Genomic DNA, 18,807 nt, shown 5'->3' on the forward strand with positions numbered 1-18,807 from the left:
GACAAGCATGAGTATCGAAGTACGCAATCTTTCCAAGCGCTTCGGCCAGTTCCGGGCGCTCAACGACGTTTCGCTGCACATCGAGACGGGCGAGCTGGTGGCGCTGCTGGGGCCTTCGGGCTGTGGCAAGACCACGCTGCTGCGCATCATCGCCGGGCTGGAGTCGGCCGACACGGGCAGCGTGCTGTTCGCCGGCGAGGACGCCACCGCGGTGGACGTGCGCCAGCGCCAGGTCGGCTTCGTGTTCCAGCACTACGCGCTGTTCAAGCACATGACGGTGTTCGAGAACGTCGCCTTCGGGTTGCGCGTCAAGCACCGTTCGCAGCGGCCGCCGGAAGAGCAGATCCGGCGCAAGGTGCATGACCTGCTCAATCTGGTGCAACTGGACTGGCTGGCGGACCGCTACCCGGCGCAGCTGTCGGGCGGCCAGCGCCAGCGCATCGCCCTGGCGCGCGCGCTGGCGGTGGAGCCGCGCGTGCTGTTGCTGGACGAGCCTTTCGGCGCGCTCGATGCCAAGGTGCGCAAGGAACTGCGGCGCTGGCTGCGCCGCCTGCACGACGAGCTGAACGTGGCCAGCGTGTTCGTCACGCACGACCAGGAAGAGGCGTTGGAGGTGGCCGACCGCGTGGTGCTGATGAATGCCGGCAAGATCGAACAGGTCGGCACACCGCGCGAAGTCTGGGAAGGGCCGGCCACGCCCTTCGTCTATGGCTTCCTGGGCGACGTCAACCAGTTGCAGGGCGTGGCCAGCCGCGGCGTCTGGGAAGGGGCGGGCCTGTCGTTGCCGGCGCCCGAACTGGCGCAGGCCGAGGCGCAGCGCGCCACCGCCTATGTGCGGCCGCACGAATTCGACATCGAGCGCTATCGGGCCGGCGCCGCCGGCATTCCGGTGCGCCTGTCCCATGCCTACCTGGCCGGCCCCAGCGCCTACCTGGAACTGGCCAGCGAGGATTCCGACGCCGTCATCGAGGCCGAGGTGCCCGAGCACCTGTACCGGGAGCTCGGCTTGCGCGATGGCGACGTGCTGCTGGCCCGCCCGCGCCGGGCCCGTATCTTCGCGGTGCAAGCATGACGGCGGCCGCACTCGATACCGGCCTGGAGCCGGCCCTGGCAGCACGCTGGGACGAACTGCAGGCGCGGCTGGCCGACATCCAGCGGCGCTATCCCGATGCGGCACTGGCGTCGTCGCTGGCGGCCGAGGACATGGTGTTGACGCACGCCATCTACAGCGCCGGCCTGAGCCTGGAAGTCTTCACGCTCGACACCGGCCGGCTGCATGCGGAAACGCTGGGCGTGCTGGACGCGGTGCGCGAGCGCTATGGGCGCGAGGTCACCGTGTACCGGCCCGACGGCGACGCGGTCGAACGCCACGTGGCCGAGCATGGCGCCTATGCCTTCTACGAAAGCGTCGAGCTGCGCAAGGCCTGTTGCCAGATCCGCAAGGTCGAGCCGCTCAAGCGCGCGCTGGCCGGGCGCGGCGCCTGGATCACCGGGCAGCGGCGGGCGCAGTCGGCCACGCGCGGCGAGCTGCACCTGGAAGAAGACGACGCCACCTTCGGGCTCTACAAGTTCAACCCGCTGGCCGAATGGAGCGAAGCGGACGTCTGGGGCGTGATCCGCGCCCTCGGCATTCCGTACAACCCGCTACACGACCAGGGCTATCCGTCCATCGGCTGCGAACCCTGTACCCGCGCCATCCGCCCGGGCGAAGACCTGCGCGCGGGGCGCTGGTGGTGGGAGTCGTCGGATTCCAAGGAATGCGGCCTGCACGCAGGCAACCGGGTCATCGGCATCGTCGCGGCTCCCCGCGACTGACGCCGCCACCCATCAGAAATCCGTTTTAGGGGAATATTCATGTCCGCAGTGATCCAACGCAGCCACCTGGACTGGCTGGAATCGGAAGCCATCTTCATCCTGCGCGAGGTGGCCGCCGAAAGCGAGAAGCCCGTGCTGCTGTTTTCGGGCGGCAAGGACTCGGTGGTGCTGTTGCGCCTGGCCGAAAAGGCCTTCCGCCCGGGACGCTTTCCGTTCCCGCTGATGCACATCGACACCGGCCACAACTTCGACGAGGTCATTGCCTTTCGCGACGCCCGCGCCGCCGAGCTGGGCGAGACCCTGATCGTGCGCAGCGTGGAAGACTCGATCAAGCGCGGCAGCGTGGTGCTGCGGCGCGAGACCGATTCGCGCAACGCGGCGCAGGCCGTGACGCTGCTGGAGGCGATCGAGGAATTCGGCTTCGACGCCTGCATCGGCGGCGCCCGCCGCGACGAGGAAAAGGCGCGCGCCAAGGAGCGCATCTTCTCGTTCCGCGACGAGTTCGGCCAGTGGGACCCCAAGGCCCAGCGCCCGGAACTGTGGAACCTGTTCAACACCAAGGTGCACCGCGGCGAGAACATGCGGGTGTTTCCGATCTCCAACTGGACCGAGCTGGACGTCTGGCAGTACATCCAGCGCGAACGGCTGGCGCTGCCGTCGATCTACTTCAGCCACCAGCGCGAGGTGGTGCGGCGCAAGGGCCTGTTGGTGCCGGTGACGCGCCTGACGCCGCCGCAGGACGGCGATACGGTCGAGCGCCTGTCGGTGCGTTTCCGCACGGTGGGCGACATTTCCTGCACCTGCCCGGTGGCCTCGGAGGCGGCCGATACCGCCGCCATCATCGCCGAGACCGCGGTCACCGACATCACCGAGCGCGGCGCCACGCGCATGGATGACCAGACTTCCGAGGCCTCGATGGAGCGCCGCAAGAAAGAAGGCTATTTCTGATTGCATGAGCGGCCGGCGCCAGCCCGGCCCACAGGGGACGCATATGAACGCAGTAAACGATTCTTTTCTTTCCGGCGCCGACACGGGCGTGCTGCGCCTGATCACCGCGGGGTCGGTCGACGACGGCAAATCGACGCTGATCGGCCGCCTGCTGTATGACAGCAAGGGCGTGTTCGCCGACCAGCTCGACGCCATCTCGCGCGCCAAGTACAAGCGCGTGGCCGAGGGCGCCATCGATTTTTCGCTGCTGACCGACGGCCTGGAAGCCGAGCGTGAGCAGGGCATCACGATCGACGTGGCCTACCGCTATTTCTCGACGCCGGCGCGCAAGTTCATCATCGCCGACGCGCCCGGCCACGAGCAGTACACCCGCAACATGGTCACCGGCGCGTCCACCGCCGACGTGGCGGTGATCCTGATCGACGCCACGCGCGCGGCCGACGGCAAGCTGCTGCCGCAGACCAAGCGCCATAGCACCATTGCGCGCCTGCTCGGCATCCGCCACATCGTGGTGGCGGTCAACAAGATGGACCTGGTGGACTGGGACCCCGCCGTGTTCGAGCGCATCCGCGACGCCTACGCCGACCTGGCGGGCAAGCTCGGCATCGCGCACTTCGACGCGCTGCCGTTGTCGGCGCTGAACGGCGACAACGTGGTGACGTTGTCGGACAAGACGCCCTGGTACACGGGCCAGCCGCTGCTGACGCTGCTGGAATCGCTCGATCTGGCGGCCGATGGCCGCGCCGGGCCGCTGCGCTTTCCGGTGCAATGGGTGGCGCGCCACGACGGCAGCCTCAAGGATGATTTCCGCGGCTACGCGGGCCGCATTGCCAGCGGCGTGCTGCGTCCGGGTGACGAGATCGCGGTGCAGCCTTCGGGCGTGACCGCGCGCGTGCAGGAGGTGCGGTTGTTCGATCGCGCGCTGGATGAAGCGGTGGCGGGCGATTCGGTCACGCTGGTGCTCGACCGCGATGTCGACGTGTCGCGTGGCGACGTGATCGTGCATGCATCGGCGCCGGCGCAGGTGGCGCGCGAGTTCGAGGCCGAGCTGTGCTGGCTCGACGCGCAGGCGCTCAACCCGGCGCGCAAGTATTTGCTCAAGCACGGTACGCGCCTGACGTCGGCGAAGATCCGCGCGGTGCTCACGCATCGCGACATCCATGAATTGCAGGAAGTGGAGAACACCGAAGGCACGCTGCGCATGAACGACATCGGCCGCGTCACGTTCACCACGCGCGAGTCGTTGGCGATCGATCGATATGCGGATGTACCCGCCACCGGGGCATTCATCCTGATCGACGAAGCCACGCATCAGACCGCGGCGGCGGGCATGCTGCGGTAAACCGCAAGCCGGGGCGGAAACGCCTCGGCCGAGCCTGTTTCTACGGTGTTGTTTTTATTCCAAACCCAATGCTGGCGCGGCTTTTCGGGCGATATCGCAAGATGAAATCGAATTCTCCGGACGCCGTCTTCGTCTTGCGGTAAAGTGGGGCTGTCTTACGGAAAGGCTTTTGGTGCTTGTCAAAACCACTGTGTTTTTGTACAGTAGTTTTCATGGCACGCACCGATCATTCTTTTCCCGCCGGTTCTGGGTCCCCGGCTGCCGCCCCCGCCGCCTTGCGCGGTCGGGGTGCGGTTACTAATGTTCGGCATCGCTTCCAGAAAGATGACCGCGTGCAGGTCGACGATGGCTGGTCCGCTTCGGGCCTCCCGGCAGATTTCGTCGATGCTGTCCCTAATAATTCTCCCGACGGCGCGTCCGACACGCTCGGCCTGGTAGACCAGGCCGATGCCGCCGTTACGCCTGCGGCCGCCGTCATCCCCATCCTGCCCGACGACCGCCGGACGCCCGCCGCGCCCAAGACCGCCGTCACGGCCGAAGAGGCCCGCAAGATCCTGTCGCGCAACGATTCGCCCGATATCCCCTTTGACGTCGCCGTCAATCCCTACCGTGGCTGCGAGCATGGCTGCGTCTATTGCTATGCCCGCCCGACCCATTCCTACCTGGGCTACTCCCCCGGCCTCGATTTCGAGACGCGGCTGGTGGCCAAGGCCAACGCCGTGGAGGCGCTGCGGGCGGAAATCAGCCGTCCGGGTTACAAGCCGTCGCCCATCAACATCGGATCGGCCACCGACGCCTACCAGCCCATCGAGCGCGACTGGCGCCTGACGCGCGGCATGCTCGAGCTGATGCTCGAAACCCGCCACCCAGTCACCATCGTCACCAAGAACGCCCTGGTGGCGCGCGACCTCGACCTCCTGGCGGCGTTGGCCGAACAGAATCTGGTGGTCGTCTACATGAGCATCACCACGCTCGACGCCGGCATGGCCCGCACGCTGGAGCCGCGCGCCGCGGCCCCCTGGCGCCGCCTGGAGGCCGTGCGCAACCTCACCGCCGCCGGGGTGCCGGTCGGCGTGCTGGTGGCGCCCGTAATCCCGTTCATCAACGATGACGCCATGGAACACATCCTGCAGGAATCGAAGGCGGCGGGCGCGCACTACGCCAGCTACACCGTCATCCGCCTGCCCTGGGAAGTCAAAACCCTGTTCGAGGACTGGCTCAACGCCCATCACCCCGACCGCGCCCAGCGCGTGCTGCACCGCATCGAAGACCTGCGCAACGGCCGCCGCAACGATCCCAACTTCGGTTCGCGCATGCGCGGCACCGGCATCTGGGCCGACCTGCTGCGCCAGCGCTTTGCCGTGGCCACCCGCAAGCTTGGCCTGAACCGCCATCGCCTGGCGCTCGACTGCGACCGCTTCCAGCCGCCTGCGCCGGTTGGCGCATCCGCCGCCTTGTTCGGCCCGGGCGCCAATATGGCTGATATCCCCGTTTTTCCATCCCCGGCTGGCGCGAAAGCGTCTTCAGGGGTCCCTTTTGCCAGTGCCGCGCCGGCGGCCGGCGCCTACGGGCGCGGTGCGCGCCAGTTGCGCGCCATGGTCGCTGGCCAGCTGTCGTTGTTCGACTGACCCGCGGCTTGCCCGGGTTGCCGCCGTGGCGTCGTGCCGCGGTTCTTGATCGCGTTAAAGGAGTTCCCCATGAACACCGCTCAACTTTCCGTCCTGCCGGATGATCTCGCCGCCGTTTCCCTCACGCCGCTGCGCCGTGCCGCTCAACGCATCAGGGCCCTTGGCGCCCGTTTTTCGGGGCTGGCCACGCCTTGGTCCGGCGCGGCGATGGGCCGGGCGGCGGCTGGCGCGGCGACGGTGGACCTGGCGTTGCCTGTCGGCGCTGCCCCGACGGCGCCCGTCGAGACCGAGCCACGCAAGCGTGAGCGCGCCCTGCCTGGCAAATGGCCGTTCCCCCCGGCCGCCGACGCTGGCGCGTCCGTCGTCCGCGGCCCGCGCGAGCGCAGCCTGGGCAATGCCACGGTCGAGCCGGTGTCGGATCAGGTCAGCGTGAAAAGCATGGTGCTGGACGTGGTGCTGGTGTTGGCCTGGGGCGCGATGATTCCCGCCCTCATGTGGCTGGGCGTGGCCGGCGGCTTCTGAAGGACTCGCCGCCGTCCGGGCCGGCACCCGGGCGCAGGGCGGTGCCTTCGCCGCCGGCCCGCCACGGGGCCGGCGAAGGCTCAGGTCGAGCCAAGCAGTATCACGCCCGCCAGGATCGACAGACAGCCTGCCAGCCTGCCGGGGCCGACCTTTTCCCGCAGCAGGAACATTCCGGCCAAGGTGCCCAGCATCATCGACATTTCGCGGGCGGGCGCCACCAGGCTCAGCGGTGCGCCGTTGCGCAGCGCGTAGAGCACCAGGATGTACCCCAGCGGCGACAGCAAGCCCACCGCCAGGGCCAGGTGCCAATGCCCACGCATCGATTCCCAGGCCTGGGCGCGGCGGTTCAGCATGTGCGGCGTCATCATGGCGGTGCGGGTGACACAGGTGAACCAGTCGAACAGCACCGGGCTGATCAGCAGCACCTTCACGCCATAGGCATCCACCACGGTGTAGGCGGCGATGAACAGGCCGATCACCATGCCCCAGCGCACGCCGACCCAGGCCTGTGGGTTGCGGAAGATCGACAGCCGTCCCTGGGTGGCGATCAGCAACACCCCGATCACCACGCACAGCATGCCGGCAATGCCGGTGCCGGTGGCGGGCTCGCGCAGGAGCAGGAAGGCGCCGGTGGTCGAAAGCAGGGGGCCGGTGCCGCGCGCAATGGGATAGACCACCGATAGATCCGCCACCTGATAACCGCGCTGCAGGCACAGGCTGTAGCCCAGATGCAACAGGCTGGAGGTCAGGATCGCGCCGACTACCGGCCAGGTCCACGTCATGCCGTCATGCAACAGTACCCATACCACCCATGGCGCATACAGCACCGAGGCGCACAGCCCGTAGGCGAAGACGAATGGAGCGCCCACCATGGCCGCGCGCTTGGCGAGCAGATTCCACGTTGCGTGGGCCATCGCCGCCAGGACGACCAATAACAGGGACGAGTACGACATGGGGGGAACAGCGTCTTATGACGTGTTTGTTACATAAACCGCTAGGGTACCGCAAACCCGCGGGCAGGGCGTCATGTTACCTGAGGCACCGGGCAAATTTTGGTGTAGAATCATTGGTTTGCCAAATCTCATCCTCTGCTTGCGGTACACGGCCAGGCGCGGTTTTTCAGCCCCGGCCCGAACAACATCGAACGGCAAAGCGCTTTAGTCCGCAAAGGCATGATGATCTAGGAGTTCTCAATGAACCTTATCGCTATCCTGGAACAGGAAGAGATTGCCCGCCTGACCGGCGGTCAAGCCAAGCCTGAATTTGCTCCTGGTGACACCGTCATCGTGAGCGTGAACGTCGTTGAAGGCACCCGCAAGCGCGTGCAGGCCTTCGAAGGCGTCGTGATCGCCAAGCGCAACCGCGGCCTGAACTCCGCGTTCACCGTGCGCAAGATTTCGTCGGGTGAAGCCGTGGAACGTACGTTCCAGCTGTACTCGCCGCAAATCGCCGGCATCGAAGTCAAGCGCCGCGGCGACGTGCGCCGCGCCAAGCTGTACTACCTGCGCAACCGCTCGGGCAAGTCGGCGCGTATCAAGGAAAAGCTGGTCAGCAAGCAAGCCTCGGCGGCTTGATCGCTTATCGGCACACGGCCCTACCAGTGTCGGACGCACACGCCATCCAGCGTTTTCGTTCGGCACGGGTTTCCGGGTTAAAAAGGCACCTGCGAGGGTGCCTTTTTCTTTTTGAAAAGCCGAATGTCTGATTCCTCGTCTTCTGCGCGGCCGCGCCGGCCGCTGGCGCGTCCCGGGTTCGACCCGGCGTCGCAACCCTGGGTGGTCGCCAACGATTCCCTGCCTGCGGTGCCGGCCGGCTTGCTGACGCCCGACCTGCTGCGCGGCACGCTCAGCCAGCCGTCCACCTGGACGCTCGAGCTGTCGCGCGACAATGATCTGCGCTATCCCGGCCGCGAAGGCGCGCCGGTTCCCGCGGCCGTGCTGATTCCGCTGGTGACGCGCGACGATGGCGTGCACATCATGCTGACCCAGCGCGCCGCGCACCTGCACGACCATGCCGGCCAGATCAGTTTTCCGGGCGGCCGTATCGAGACCAGCGATGCGACGCCGGTCGCCGCGGCGCTGCGCGAGGCGCAGGAGGAAACCGGACTGCCGGCCAACCACGTCGAGGTGCTGGGCAGCATGCCCCCGTACCTGACCGCCACTGGATTCTCCATCATCCCGGTCGTGTCTTTGGTTACGCCCGGCTTCCAGCTGGCGCCGGACGCGTTCGAAGTCGCCGAGGTGTTCGAAGTGCCGCTGTCGTTCCTGATGGATCCGGCCAATCACCGTTTGTACGAGGCGCGGCTGGAAGACGGCCGGGTGCGTCACTATTACGGCATGCCGTATGGCCGGCACTTCATCTGGGGCGCCACGGCCGGCATGCTGCGCAACCTTTATCACCTGTTGCGCAACGGCTTCGAGCCGCGTTGAGAGCCGTGCCGGGACCTGTCAACCAGCGGCTTCAATACCGTTGTTGTCCCGCCAGGTTCTCGTCCAGGATGCGCAGGTACAGCGCGTAGCGCGCCGGGTCGATCGCGCCCGCGTCCAGCGCCGCGACCACGCCGCAACCGGGCTCGTGGCGATGGGTGCAGTTGTAGAAACGGCACGACTCGATCGGCTTGGTGAATTCCGGGAAGCCGCGGATGATGTCTTCGCGGCTCAGGTGCTGCAGGCCGAAGGCCTGGAAGCCGGGCGAGTCGATCAGGTCTCCCCCGGGCGCGGGCAGGTGATAGAGGCGGGTGCTGGTGGTGGTGTGCTTGCCCATGTCCAGCGCCGTCGAGTGTTCCCGGGTGGGCGCCGCGGCGTCCGGCACCAGCGCGTTCAGCAGCGTCGACTTGCCCATGCCGCTTTGTCCCAGCAGCAGGTTGGTGCGGCCGGCCAGGCGCGGCGCCAGCAGGGTGTGGACCTTTTCGGGTTCAAGCGCGCTCAGTTCGATGATGTCCACGCCCAGCGCGGCAATCGGCGCCAGGCGGGCGCGGGCGGCGGGTAGCGCGTCGACGATGTCCGTCTTGTTCAGGATGATCAGCGGTTCGATACCGGCGCTCCAGGCGCCTGCCAGCGCGCGGCCGGTGAGGTCGTCGGAGAAGGTCGGCTGCACCGCCACCACGATCAGCAACTGGTCGACGTTCGAGGCGAACTGCTTGGACCGCATTTCATCGGAGCGGTACAGCAGATTGCGGCGCGGCAGGATCGCATCGATGGCGCCTTCGTCCTGGCCCTGGCGCGTGATGCGGACGCGGTCGCCGACGGCGGCGCCGGCCTTCTTGCCGCGCGGGAAGCATTTGCGCAGGTTGCCGTCGGCCAGCTCGACGGTGTAGTGGCGGCCATGCGCCGCGATGATGCGGCCTTCGTTGGCGGCATCACCATGCGCGCCCGTCTTGGGCGCTTCCTGGAAGGCGGCCTTGTTGCGATCGTTCATGCTCATGCCGCGGGCGCCGTCAGGTGGCGGATGCGCACGGCGGCGGGGGGATGGCTGTCGTAGAAGGCGGAGTGCACGGGATCGGGAGTCAGGGTGGCGGCGTTGTCGTCGTAGAGCTTGACCAGGGCCGATACCAGGCGGTCCGGCGAGCTCTGTTCGGCCGCGTAGCGATCGGCCTCGAACTCGTCGCGGCGCGAGTACCAGCTGGCCAGCGGCGTGAAGATGAAGGTGAAGACGGGAATGGCCAGGAAGAACAGCAGCAGGGCCATCGCGTCGTTGCGGCCGCCCAGCTGGGGCAGTACGCCCAGGCCCACGTAGAACCAGGGTTGCTGCGCGACCCAGCCCAGGATGGCGAAAAATACCAGGGCCGCCGCGAAGCTGAAGACGATGCGCTTGATGATGTGGCGCTTGGCGAAGTGGCCCAGTTCGTGCGCCAGCACGGCTTCGATCTCGTCGGCGTTCAGGCGCGCCAGCAGCGTGTCGAAGAACACGATGCGGCGCGAACGGCCGAAACCGGTGAAATAGGCGTTGCCGTGGGCCGAGCGGCGCGAGCCGTCCATCACGAACAGGCCGTTGAGCGCGAAGCCGCAGCGCTGCGCCAGGCGCTGGATGCGGCCGGCCAGTTCCGGATCGGACAACGGCGTGAATTTGTTGAACAGCGGCGCGATGAACATCGGATAGACGATGAGCAGCGCCAGGTTGAATGCGGTCCATAGCGCCCAGGCCCAGACCCACCAATACTGCCCCGCGCTGCCCATCAGCCACAGCACGGCGGCCGCCAGGGGCAGCCCCAGCACCGCCGCCACCAGCAGGCCCTTGGCTGCGTCCGAGATGAAAAGTTCGGGCGTCATGCGGTTGAAACCGAAGCGCGCCTCCAGCTTGAACTGCCGCCACAGCGTGAAGGGCAGGCCCAGCAGGCCCAGCAGCAGCGCCACCGTCACCAGCAACAGCATCTGGCGCAGGAAGTCGTTGTCGGTGAGCTGGCCCACCCAGAGGTCGATGACCTGCAGGCCGCCCATCAAGGTCAGGCAGATCAGCAAGATGGCATCATAGGTGCGTTCGAACATGCCCAGCCTGACCCGCGCCACCGTATAGTCGGCCGCGCGCTGGTGGCTGGCCAGGCCGATCCGATGGGAGAATTCCGGCGGCACCTGGTCGCGATGGCGCGCCACGTGGCGGATCTGGCGGCTGGCCAGCCACATGCGCACGGCGATATCGGTCAGCAGGAAGGCAACGAACAGCAGTGTGAACATGGGCGATGCGGCTGGCTCAAGTGGGGATGTGCGAAAATCGCGTATTGGAAAATCGCGTGTTTTATAGGCAAATTATATGGCTGTGAACGAAAATCGCCTGGTTTGGCTGGACATGGAAATGACCGGCCTGGACCCTGAAAAAGAACGCATCATCGAGGTCGCCGTGGTGGTCACCGAGGCCGATCTGACCGTGGTCGCCGAAGGCCCCGTGCTGGTGGTGCACCAGTCCGACAGCCTGCTCGACGCCATGGACAACTGGAACAAATCCACCCACGGCAAAAGTGGCCTGATCGACAAGGTGCGCGCCTCGACGATTTCCGAAGCGCAGGCAGAGGATACGCTGTTGGCGTTTCTCGCGCAGCACGTGCCGGCCGGCAAGTCGCCGCTGTGCGGCAACACCATCAGCCAGGACCGCCGGTTCATGTTTGCTTACATGCCGCGCCTGGAACAGTTCTTTCATTACCGCAACCTGGACGTCAGCACGCTCAAGGAACTGGCGCGCCGCTGGGCGCCGGCCGTGTACAAGGGGTTCGAGAAGAAGAGCCGCCACGAGGCGCTGGCCGACATCTACGAATCGATCGACGAACTGAAGTACTACCGCGAGCACTTCCTTAAGGTGTAGCGGATCGCCGCCGACCGGCGGCGCCATATTCCCGCGAGTCGTCATGCCGTCCTCCCAATCCGTTGCCCGGATCCGGGCCGCTGAACGTCAGGCCCTGGCCGAGGGCCGGCGGCTGATGCCGCTGGCGGGCGCGGCCGCCGCGCGTTTCGTGGCGGCGCGGTTGCCGCCCGGCGCCACGGTGCTGGCGTTGGCCGGTCCCGGCAACAATGGCGGCGATGCCCTTGAGGCGGCCACGCGGCTGCGTGAAATGGGATACGACGTGCGAGTCGTGCTGCCCAAGGGCGCCGGGGGAATGCCGGCCGATGCTGCCCGCGCCTACGCCGGCTGGAGCGCGGCGGGTGGGGTGTCCCTGGACGCGCTCGACTCGCTGGAGGTGCCGGAACTGGTGCTCGACGGCCTGTTCGGCATTGGCCTGAGTAGGCCGCTGGATGCCTTCTGGCAGGCGCTGGTGGACGCCGTCAACGACTGGAGGGCGCCGGTGCTGGCGCTGGACGTGCCCAGCGGCATCGACGCCGATACTGGCGCGGCGCTGGGGCGGCCGATCCGTGCGCGTTGGACCTTGTCCTTCATCGCGCGGGCCCGGGGGCTGCTGCAACCGGGGGCCGCGCAGGCCGTGGGGGAATCACATCTGGATACGCTGGGCGTGGCAATAGCGGCGGACGGCGACGCCTGAACGGCCGGTTTCAGGCTGGCCGGCCGCCGAAGCGCGCCGCGATGTCCGCGGCCAGCGGGCGGTATCTTTCATTGTCGCGGCCGGCCAGGGCGTTCAGGTGCGCTTCCGAGGCGTCGAACACCCGCCAGTAGATGCGGCCGCAGATCTCGCGGGCCGCGTGGCCCGGCCAGTTGTCGGGCAGCATCGGGCCGGGCAATTGCGGATCGTGCAGCACGATCCGACGCCAATTGTGCAGCAGCATGACGCGCGCGATGAAGGCGTCCGAAGGCGAGGGCGGGGCTTCCAGCAGTTTTTCCAGCGGGCCGAAATTGCGGCTGAACTGGCGATATTGCTCGGCGACATCGTCCAGGTTCCAGCACTGCGAGGCCAGGCTGGCTATCGGCAGGCCGCCGGCGCCGGCCAGATCGCGCGCCGACAGCACCAGCGCCTTGTCCGGAATGCCCAGCTTTTCCAGGATGTCATGGGCCGCGCGGGCCTCGGTGTGCGGATGGGCGAACAGCCCCGGCGCGATCATCCCGAACCCTTCCCAGACCAGCTCGCGGCGCAGCTCCGCGCGCTCGGCCAGCCCGTTGCCGGTGCGAGGCAGCGCCACCAGCGTCCATTCCCCGTTCCATTCCCGCGGCGCGCCGACGTAGATGCGCTGCGAGGCGTGCGCCGTGTGGCGCAGGCCCTGCTCGGAAATCAGGTAGAGGCTGCGCCGGCCGTGGCGTTCGGACTGCAGCCAGTTCTGCGCCACCAGCCGGAACACGCTGGTGCGCAGCAGCCGTTCGTTGATGCCCAGCGGGGCCAGCAACTCAATCAGGTCGCCGAGCCAGATGGCGCCGCCGTGCGGCGCAAGGGCGTCGCCCAGCAGGCTGACGCAGAGCGATTTGGCGCGCGGCGGATCGCTCTTGATGAGGCGTGACAGGTAACGGTCCAGGGGCGACTGAGGGTTTGCCATAAGGGGGGCCGCAAGGGGCCGATATCGGGATCCTGGATATGATACATAAATCCAATGTGATACAGATTTGAGTTTGACAATGGTTTTTTTGTATTAAATAATCCGCCTATGACATGACGGCACTGCGCGGCGTTCGCTTTGCGCTATCGCAAACCGTCTCAAGGAGACAACCATGTACGCTCAACTCGTCGAAACCGGCGTCAAGCAGGTCAAGACCGCGGACCAGCTCGAAGGCCGCGAACAGACGTTCCAGCGCCGCATCGACGATGGCGTGCGGATCGAGGCCAAGGACTGGATGCCCGAGGCCTACCGCAAGACCCTGGTGCGCCAGATCTCGCAGCACGCGCACTCCGAAATCGTCGGCATGCTGCCGGAAGGCAACTGGATCACCCGCGCTCCGTCGCTCAAGCGCAAGGCCATCCTGCTGGCCAAGGTGCAGGACGAAGCCGGCCACGGCCTCTACCTGTACAGCGCCGCCGAAACCCTGGGCGTATCGCGCGACGACCTGATCGACGACCTGCACGCTGGCCGCGCCAAGTACTCCAGCATCTTCAATTACCCCACGCTCAGCTGGGCCGACATCGGCATGATCGGCTGGCTGGTCGACGGCTCGGCCATCATCAACCAGATCCCGCTGTGCCGTTGCTCCTACGGCCCCTACGCCCGCGCCATGGTGCGCGTCTGTAAGGAGGAGTCCTTCCACCAGCGCCAGGGCTACGACCTGCTGATGCAGATGTGCCTGCACGGCACGCCCGAACAGAAGGCGATGGTGCAGGACTCGCTGAACCGCTGGTGGTGGCCGGCCCTCATGATGTTCGGCCCGTCGGATGCCGACTCTCCCAACAGCGCCCAGTCGATGGCCTGGAAGATCAAGCTCTTCTCCAACGACGAGCTGCGCCAGAAGATGGTCGACCAGACCGTGCCGCAGGCCGAATACCTGGGCCTGACCATTCCTGATCCCGAACTGAAGTGGAACGCCGAGCGCGGCCACTATGACTTCGGCGAGATCGACTGGAGCGAGTTCTACGCCGTGCTCAAGGGCAATGGCCCATGCAACCGCGAACGCCTGGCGGCGCGCGTCAAGGCGCACGAAGACGGCGCCTGGGTGCGCGAGGCGCTGGTCGCCTACGCCGACAAGCAGGCCGAGCGCAAGGCGGCCTGAGTCCTGGCCGGGCGGCGCCCGGCCTTCCAACTCCTTACTCATCCAATACCCGGGGCGCCACGCGCGCCCGGCATCCGAGGATATCCATCATGAGCAAAGACTGGCCTCTGTGGGAAGTGTTCATCCGCAGCCAGCACGGCCTGGCGCACAAGCACGTCGGCAGCCTGCACGCGCCCGACGCCGAAATGGCCATCAACCACGCCCGCGACGTCTACACCCGCCGCAACGAAGGCCTGAGCATCTGGGTGGTGCGGGCTTCCGACATTTCCGCCAGCAGCCCGGGCGACAAGGATCCCTTGTTCGAGCCGGCCAACAGCAAGGTCTACCGGCATCCCACGTTCTTTCCGATGCCTGAAGAAATCAAGCACATGTAAGGCGGCGGGGGAGACATGGACAAGACTTTCTTCGAATACCTGCTGCGCCTGGGCGATACCACGCTGATCCTGTCGCAGCGGCTGGGCGCCTGGACCGGCCACGGCCCGATCCTGGAAGAGGACCTGGCGCTGACCAACACCGCGCTCGACCTGCTGGGCCAGGCCCGCATGTGGCTGACGCTGGCCGGCGAGGTGGAAGGCGCCGGCCGCGACGAAGACGCGCTGGCCTATCTGCGCGATGCCCATCAGTTCCACAATGCGCTGCTGGTCGAACGGCCCAACGGCAACTATGCCGACACCATGGCGCGCCAGTTCCTGTTCGATGTGTGGCACTACTTCCTCTTGCAGCGCCTGGCGCAATCGTCGGACGAGCGCGTGGCCGGCATCGCCGCCAAGTCGCTCAAGGAAGTGACCTACCACGTGCGCCGTTCGTCGGACATGGTGGTGCGCCTGGGCGATGGCACCGAGACCAGCCACGCCAGGATGCAGGCGGCGATCGACGACGCCTGGCGCTTCACCGGCGAGCTGTTCACCGACGACGCGATCGACCAGGACATGGCGGCGCGCGGCATCGGCTGTGAGCTGGCCGCGCTGCGCGCGCCCTGGGAACAGCATGTGCGCGAAGTGCTGGAGGAAGCCACGCTGACCGTGCCGGACTCCGCGGCCGCAAACCATCCGGCCCACCGTGGCGGCCGCCAGGGCCGTCACACCGAGGAACTGGGCTACGTGCTGGCGGAAATGCAGTACCTGCCGCGCGCCTATCCGGGAGCCAAGTGGTGAACGCCGTCGCGCCCGTGTCCATCGAGCAGGTCTACGCCTGGCTGCAGGAGGTCCCCGATCCGGAGATCCCCGTGCTGTCGGTGGTGGACCTGGGCGTGGTGCGGGACGTGTCCTGGGACGGTGACGCCTGTGTCGTCGTCATCACGCCGACCTACTCCGGCTGCCCCGCGATGCGGGAGATCACCGAAGACATCCGCCAGGTGCTGGCGCGCCACGGCATCGGCGAGGTGCGCGTCGAGACGCGCCTGTCGCCCGCCTGGACCACCGACTGGATGAGCGAAAAAGGCCGCGCCGCGCTCAAGGACTACGGCATCGCCGCGCCCGCGCAACAGGCCATCGACATCTCGGGCATCAGCCGGCGCAGTGCCGGGCCCGCCATCGAGTGCCCGCGCTGCGGCTCGCGCGACACGCGCCTGGTCAGCAACTTCGGATCGACCTCGTGCAAGGCGCTGTACCGCTGCGTCAGCTGCCGCGAGCCGTTCGATTACTTCAAGACTCACTGAGAGTGGTTTCGAGAATGAGCCTGAACCAATTCCACCCCCTGAAAGTGGCCTCGGTGGCGCGCAACACGCGCGACGCGGTGGTCGTGACGTTCGACCTGCCCGACACCCTGGTCGACGAGTTCGCTTTCCAGCCCGGCCAATACCTGACGCTGCGCACGCAGCTCAACGGCGAGGAACTGCGCCGCTCCTATTCGATCTGTTCGGCGCCGCGCGACAAGCTGTTGCGCGTGGCGATCAAGAAGGTCGACGAGGGCGTCTTCTCCAGCTGGGCCAACCACGAGCTGCAGCCGGGCCAGACGCTGGAAGTGATGGCGCCGGCCGGCAACTTCACCGTCGACTTCGCGCCGGAAAACCAGCGCCACTACGTGGCATTCGCGGTGGGCAGCGGCATCACGCCGGTGTTCTCGCTGGTCAAGACCGCGCTGTCGACCGAGCCGCACAGCAAGTTCACGCTGTTCTTCGGCAACCGCGCCTCGTCGGCTGTGCTGTTCCGCGAAGAGATCGAGGACCTGAAGAACCTGTACATGGACCGCTTCTCGCTGGTCTACGTCATGAGCCGCGAAACCCAGGACATCGAGCTGTTCAACGGCCGCCTGGACGGCGACAAGGTCGACCAGCTGATGTCGGCCTGGATGAGTCCCGAGGATATCGACTACGCTTTTGTCTGCGGTCCGCAGACCATGACCGAGAGCGTGGTCGAGCGGCTGCAGGCCCGCGGCATCCCGAAGGCGAACATCAAGTTCGAACTGTTCGGCGCCCCGAAGGGGCCGCGCGCGTTGCGCACGGGGCAGGACGCCCGCCAGGCGCCCGGCAAGGGCCAGTGCGAGGTGACCGTGGTGCAGGACGGCCACAGCCGCAAGTTCGTGATCGACAAGAACAAAGACAGCGTGCTGGATTCGGCGCTGGCGCAGGGCATCGAGCTGCCGTATTCGTGCAAGGGCGGGGTGTGTTCCACCTGCCGTTGCAAGGTGGTCGAGGGCGAAGTGGACATGGACGCCAATTTCGCCCTGGAAGACTACGAAGTGGCCCGAGGCTTTATCCTGAGCTGCCAGAGCTTTCCGGTCAGCGACCGCCTGGTGATCGACTTCGACCAGGAAACCTGACCCGGCGCGCGCCAGTCACACCCCTATTCCATTTGGAGAGACGCAGTGTCCCAGAAATTCTTCGAACGCCACCAGCCCCAGCTGGAACAAGCCCTGGCCGCCGCCGCCCTGCGCGGCTACTGGAGCCCGTTTGCCGAGTCGCCCAGCCCCCGCAACTATGGCGAGACCGCCAATGACGACGGCCGCGCCGCCTTCGAGGCGCTGCGCGGCAAGCCGTTCCCGCTGAACCTGCACGACGCCGACGGCACCGTCGGCGGCGAAAAGTCGCCCTACGGCTTCGACCTGGGCATCACCTATCCGCACGTGCCCGCCGCCAAGCTGGTGGCCGCCTCCAAGCGCGCGCTGCAGGACTGGCGCCGCGCCGGCCCGCAGGCCTGGGTGGGCGTGTCGCTGGAAATCCTGGCGCGCCTGAACAAGCTCAGCTTCGAAATGGCCTACGCGGTGCAGCACACCACCGGCCAGGGCTTCATGATGGCCTTCCAGGCCGGCGGCCCGCATGCGCAGGACCGCGGCTTCGAGGCCGTGGCCTACGCCTGGCAGGAAATGTCGCGCATTCCTGGCGTCGCCATCTGGGAAAAGCCGCAGGGCAAGAACGACCCCATCCGCATGGAAAAGCACTTCACCGTGGTGCCGCGCGGCGTGGCGCTGGTGATCGGCTGCTCGACCTTCCCGACCTGGAACGGCTACCCCGGCCTGTTCGCCAGCCTGGCCACCGGCAATACCGTCATCGTCAAGCCGCACCCGGGCGCGATCCTGCCGCTGGCGCTGACCGTCAAGGTGGCGCGCGAAGTGTTGCACGAAGCCGGCTTCGATCCGGACGTGGTGCTGCTGGCCGCGCATACCGCCGAGGAAGACACCGCGCGCCAGCTGGCGCTGGACCCCGCCGTCAAGATCATCGACTTCACCGGCAGCACCGCCAACGGCGACTGGCTGGAGAACAACGCCCGCCAGGCGCTGGTCTACACCGAGAAGGCCGGCGTCAACCAGGTCATCATCGACTCGGCCGCCGACCTGAAGGGCGTGGCGCGCAACCTGGCGTTCTCGCTGGCGTTGTATTCGGGCCAGATGTGCACGGCGCCGCAGAACATCTACGTGCCGCGCGACGGCATCCAGACGCCGGAAGGCCGCGTCAGCTTCGATGAGGTCGCCGCCGCCCTGGGCGCCGCGGTCGACAAGCTCGGCGCCGACGCCGCCAAGGCCGTCGAGCTGACCGGCGCGATCCAGAACGAAGGCATCGTCGAACGCATCGAAAAGGCCCGCGCGCTGGGCCTGCCGGTGGTGGCCGACAGCAAGGCGCTGACGCACCCGCAGTTCGAGAACGCCCGCGTGCGCACGCCGCTGCTGCTGCGCGCCGAGGCCGGCAACCCCGCCATCAGCCAGGAATGGTTCGGCCCGATCGCCTTCGTGGTCGCCACCGATTCCACCGCGCACAGCATCCAGATCGCGCGCGACAGCGTGATCGAGCACGGCGCGCTGTCGCTGTCGGCCTACACCACCAGCAACGAGGTGGCCCAGCAAGTGCAGGAAGCGGCGGAAGAGTCCGGCGTGTCGCTGTCGCTGAACCTGACCGGCGCGGTGTTCGTCAACCAGACCGCCGCCTTCAGCGATTTCCACGGCACCGGCGCCAACCCGGCGGCCAACGCGGCGCTGTCCGACTCGGCCTACGTGTCCAACCGCTTCCGCGTGGTGCAGACCCGCCGCCATATCTGAACGGTGGATCCGGAC

Annotated in this window: 20 protein-coding genes; 16 read left to right on the forward strand and 4 right to left on the reverse strand. The window is 67.1% G+C overall.

Going from position 1 to position 18,807, the window contains the following annotated elements; genetic code table 11:
* The first annotated feature begins 7 nt into the window (after positions 1 to 7).
* The 6 genes from ACUTAG_RS23485 to ACUTAG_RS23510 all read left to right on the forward strand — a co-directional run bounded on the left by ACUTAG_RS23485 (position 8) and on the right by ACUTAG_RS23510 (position 6,255).
* Entirely contained in the window at positions 8 to 1,072 is a 1,065-nt protein-coding gene (locus ACUTAG_RS23485) for a sulfate/molybdate ABC transporter ATP-binding protein (RefSeq protein WP_020924577.1), read from the forward strand.
* Entirely contained in the window at positions 1,069 to 1,815 is a 747-nt protein-coding gene (locus ACUTAG_RS23490) for a phosphoadenylyl-sulfate reductase (RefSeq protein WP_148316487.1), read from the forward strand. Before ACUTAG_RS23485 ends, ACUTAG_RS23490 begins: the two co-directional genes overlap by 4 nt.
* 39 nt (positions 1,816 to 1,854) lie before the next feature.
* Positions 1,855 to 2,763, forward strand: a complete 909-nt coding sequence (gene cysD, locus ACUTAG_RS23495) for a sulfate adenylyltransferase subunit CysD (protein WP_006388288.1) — start codon at positions 1,855 to 1,857, stop codon at positions 2,761 to 2,763.
* A gap of 43 nt (positions 2,764 to 2,806) precedes the next feature.
* Positions 2,807 to 4,105, forward strand: coding sequence for a sulfate adenylyltransferase subunit 1 (locus ACUTAG_RS23500; protein ID WP_020924575.1), 1,299 nt, complete (start codon positions 2,807 to 2,809; stop codon positions 4,103 to 4,105).
* A gap of 212 nt (positions 4,106 to 4,317) precedes the next feature.
* On the forward strand, positions 4,318 to 5,733 hold the full coding sequence (locus ACUTAG_RS23505; protein ID WP_148316489.1) for a PA0069 family radical SAM protein: 1,416 nt from the start codon (positions 4,318 to 4,320) through the stop codon (positions 5,731 to 5,733).
* Between the two features lie 69 nt (positions 5,734 to 5,802).
* Positions 5,803 to 6,255 (forward strand): hypothetical protein, encoded by a 453-nt coding sequence (locus ACUTAG_RS23510; RefSeq protein ID WP_148316491.1) that lies wholly within the window; start codon positions 5,803 to 5,805, stop codon positions 6,253 to 6,255.
* An 80-nt stretch (positions 6,256 to 6,335) separates the two neighbouring features.
* On the opposite strand, the gene ACUTAG_RS23515 is transcribed toward ACUTAG_RS23510, so the two are convergent.
* A complete protein-coding gene (locus ACUTAG_RS23515) occupies positions 6,336 to 7,208 on the reverse strand; it encodes a DMT family transporter (protein ID WP_026382787.1) in 873 nt (290 codons plus the stop codon).
* A gap of 240 nt (positions 7,209 to 7,448) precedes the next feature.
* On the opposite strand from ACUTAG_RS23515, the gene rplS reads away from it, so the two are divergent.
* Positions 7,449 to 7,829 (forward strand): 50S ribosomal protein L19, encoded by a 381-nt coding sequence (rplS, locus tag ACUTAG_RS23520; protein ID WP_006218237.1) that lies wholly within the window; start codon positions 7,449 to 7,451, stop codon positions 7,827 to 7,829.
* 123 nt (positions 7,830 to 7,952) lie between these two features.
* Positions 7,953 to 8,684 carry a CoA pyrophosphatase gene (locus ACUTAG_RS23525; RefSeq protein ID WP_006388293.1) on the forward strand — a complete coding sequence of 244 codons (732 nt, stop codon included), beginning with the start codon at positions 7,953 to 7,955 and terminating at the stop codon, positions 8,682 to 8,684.
* Between the two features lie 31 nt (positions 8,685 to 8,715).
* On the opposite strand, the gene rsgA is transcribed toward ACUTAG_RS23525, so the two are convergent.
* Both rsgA and ACUTAG_RS23535 read right to left on the reverse strand, forming a co-directional pair.
* Positions 8,716 to 9,678, reverse strand: coding sequence for a ribosome small subunit-dependent GTPase A (rsgA, locus tag ACUTAG_RS23530; protein WP_446650365.1), 963 nt, complete (start codon positions 9,676 to 9,678; stop codon positions 8,716 to 8,718).
* Positions 9,675 to 10,925: a M48 family metallopeptidase gene (locus tag ACUTAG_RS23535; RefSeq protein WP_006388295.1), complete on the reverse strand. Its 1,251-nt coding sequence runs from the start codon at positions 10,923 to 10,925 to the stop codon at positions 9,675 to 9,677. Before ACUTAG_RS23535 ends, rsgA begins: the two co-directional genes overlap by 4 nt.
* Before the next feature lie 76 nt (positions 10,926 to 11,001).
* Between ACUTAG_RS23535 and orn the strand changes: the two genes are divergently transcribed.
* Together orn and ACUTAG_RS23545 are read left to right on the forward strand one after the other, a co-directional pair.
* Complete coding sequence (gene orn, locus ACUTAG_RS23540) at positions 11,002 to 11,547, forward strand: oligoribonuclease (RefSeq protein ID WP_026382789.1); 546 nt, start codon at positions 11,002 to 11,004, stop codon at positions 11,545 to 11,547.
* A 43-nt stretch (positions 11,548 to 11,590) separates the two neighbouring features.
* Positions 11,591 to 12,220, forward strand: coding sequence for an NAD(P)H-hydrate epimerase (locus ACUTAG_RS23545; RefSeq protein ID WP_148316493.1), 630 nt, complete (start codon positions 11,591 to 11,593; stop codon positions 12,218 to 12,220).
* 10 nt (positions 12,221 to 12,230) lie between these two features.
* Here ACUTAG_RS23545 and paaX read toward each other — a convergent pair whose 3' ends face one another.
* Entirely contained in the window at positions 12,231 to 13,160 is a 930-nt protein-coding gene (gene paaX, locus ACUTAG_RS23550; RefSeq protein ID WP_020924567.1) for a phenylacetic acid degradation operon negative regulatory protein PaaX, read from the reverse strand.
* 172 nt (positions 13,161 to 13,332) lie between these two features.
* Here paaX and paaA point away from each other — a divergent pair, with 172 nt between their 5' ends.
* From paaA to paaN, 6 genes are all read left to right on the forward strand, one after another.
* Entirely contained in the window at positions 13,333 to 14,322 is a 990-nt protein-coding gene (gene paaA, locus ACUTAG_RS23555) for a 1,2-phenylacetyl-CoA epoxidase subunit PaaA (protein ID WP_006388299.1), read from the forward strand.
* 89 nt (positions 14,323 to 14,411) lie between these two features.
* Positions 14,412 to 14,696, forward strand: a complete 285-nt coding sequence (gene paaB, locus ACUTAG_RS23560; RefSeq protein ID WP_006388300.1) for a 1,2-phenylacetyl-CoA epoxidase subunit PaaB — start codon at positions 14,412 to 14,414, stop codon at positions 14,694 to 14,696.
* A 15-nt stretch (positions 14,697 to 14,711) separates the two neighbouring features.
* Positions 14,712 to 15,476 (forward strand): 1,2-phenylacetyl-CoA epoxidase subunit PaaC, encoded by a 765-nt coding sequence (gene paaC / locus ACUTAG_RS23565; protein WP_020924565.1) that lies wholly within the window; start codon positions 14,712 to 14,714, stop codon positions 15,474 to 15,476.
* On the forward strand, positions 15,470 to 15,979 hold the full coding sequence (paaD, locus tag ACUTAG_RS23570; RefSeq protein WP_370445613.1) for a 1,2-phenylacetyl-CoA epoxidase subunit PaaD: 510 nt from the start codon (positions 15,470 to 15,472) through the stop codon (positions 15,977 to 15,979). Before paaC ends, paaD begins: the two co-directional genes overlap by 7 nt.
* Positions 15,980 to 15,993: 14 nt before the next feature.
* Complete coding sequence (gene paaE / locus ACUTAG_RS23575) at positions 15,994 to 17,082, forward strand: 1,2-phenylacetyl-CoA epoxidase subunit PaaE (RefSeq protein ID WP_148316494.1); 1,089 nt, start codon at positions 15,994 to 15,996, stop codon at positions 17,080 to 17,082.
* 45 nt (positions 17,083 to 17,127) lie between these two features.
* Positions 17,128 to 18,792 (forward strand): phenylacetic acid degradation protein PaaN, encoded by a 1,665-nt coding sequence (gene paaN, locus ACUTAG_RS23580; RefSeq protein ID WP_148316497.1) that lies wholly within the window; start codon positions 17,128 to 17,130, stop codon positions 18,790 to 18,792.
* Positions 18,793 to 18,807 lie beyond the last annotated feature (15 nt).

It is taken from the genome of Achromobacter sp. CSND-B12, from assembly GCF_052906545.1.